The 1,062-nt window shown below is 52.5% G+C and carries 2 protein-coding genes; both read left to right on the top strand.

Translation table 11 applies throughout. The features are described 5' to 3' along the window. The first annotated feature begins 185 nt into the window (after window positions 1-185). On the top strand, window positions 186-416 hold the full coding sequence (locus tag VJ464_20760; GenBank protein HKQ07569.1) for an antitoxin family protein: 231 nt from the start codon (window positions 186-188) through the stop codon (window positions 414-416). Then, window positions 409-825: a type II toxin-antitoxin system VapC family toxin gene (locus VJ464_20765; GenBank protein ID HKQ07570.1), complete on the top strand. Its 417-nt coding sequence runs from the start codon at window positions 409-411 to the stop codon at window positions 823-825. The genes VJ464_20760 and VJ464_20765 overlap by 8 nt, the downstream gene beginning before the upstream one ends. Window positions 826-1,062: the final 237 nt, after the last annotated feature.

The raw sequence follows: 1,062 nt of genomic DNA on the forward strand, positions 1-1,062 counted from the left end.
CGTGGGCGATTCATATGAAAGTGGGGAGGCGCTAAAATCGCCAAGGGGGTCTAACAACGACATGCACCGGAGCCGCGACGGCGGAGTTCTTATCTTTCGGCCAATGCCGTTGTCGCGGCCCGGTGATGTGTGTTCGTTAGACGCCTGCGGCGTAGACGCTGTGGTATCATTGGCCCGGGAGGAAGATGATGAGCAGAACAATTGAAGCCGTATTTGATGGCGAGGTCTTACGCCCACAAGAACCATTGATGTTGCAGCCCAATACGAAAGTGCGTATAACCATCGAAGAATCAAGCACCGCACAGCCTAGCCCGAAATCATTTCTGCAAACCGCTCGCTCCCTCAACTTAGAAGGCCCGGTTGATTGGTCTGAACGGATTGAAGAATACCTTTACGGGAACCGAACTGATGGCTAAGACGGAACTGTTTCTTGATACGGCTTACGCCATTGCGCTCTCTTCGCCGAAAGATGAGCACCACGAAAAGGCATTGCTGCTGGCGGAGCAGCTAGAAGCAGACGAGGCGCAACTATTGACGACGCGCGCCATCATTCTCGAAATTGGCAATGCCCTTTCAAAACAGCGGCATCGGCAAGCCAGTATCGAGCTGTTAGAGTCGCTTGAACAGGACCCGAGGGTGAAAATTATTCCTCTGACGGAAGACTTATACAAGCGAGGCTTTGAGCTATATCAGAGCCGTAGGGATAAAGAATGGGGGATAACGGATTGCATCTCCTTCGCGGTGATGCAAGAGCGTGGCTTAACCGATGCGCTGACAACAGACGAGCACTTCGAGCAAGCAGGATTAAAAGCCTTATTGCGATAGATGCAGAGAGGCGTCTAACAAGGCGTTGCACCGGAGCGCGGGCCGCGCCATTCACGTGATTACTTGTGAGGCCGTCGCCCGCGCCCGGTAAACGCAGGCGTTAGACGGCCATCCGCTCGCTCCTGACACAATGTTTGTGGTACATATCTACTACGGAGAAAGCTTATGTCGTCACAAACTAAACCAAGGCATACACCGCAAGAATATCTCACCATAGAACGAACAAGTCAGCAGAAA

Source organism: Blastocatellia bacterium (genome assembly GCA_035275065.1).
Taxonomy (GTDB): domain Bacteria; phylum Acidobacteriota; class Blastocatellia; order UBA7656; family UBA7656; genus DATENM01.

Excerpts from the sequence above, each read along its gene's own strand:
- VJ464_20760 (HKQ07569.1), top strand. The coding sequence starts at position 186 with ATGATGAGCAGAACAATTGAAGCCGTATTTGATGGCGAGGTCTTACGC.
- VJ464_20765 (HKQ07570.1), top strand. The coding sequence starts at position 409 with ATGGCTAAGACGGAACTGTTTCTTGATACGGCTTACGCCATTGCGCTC.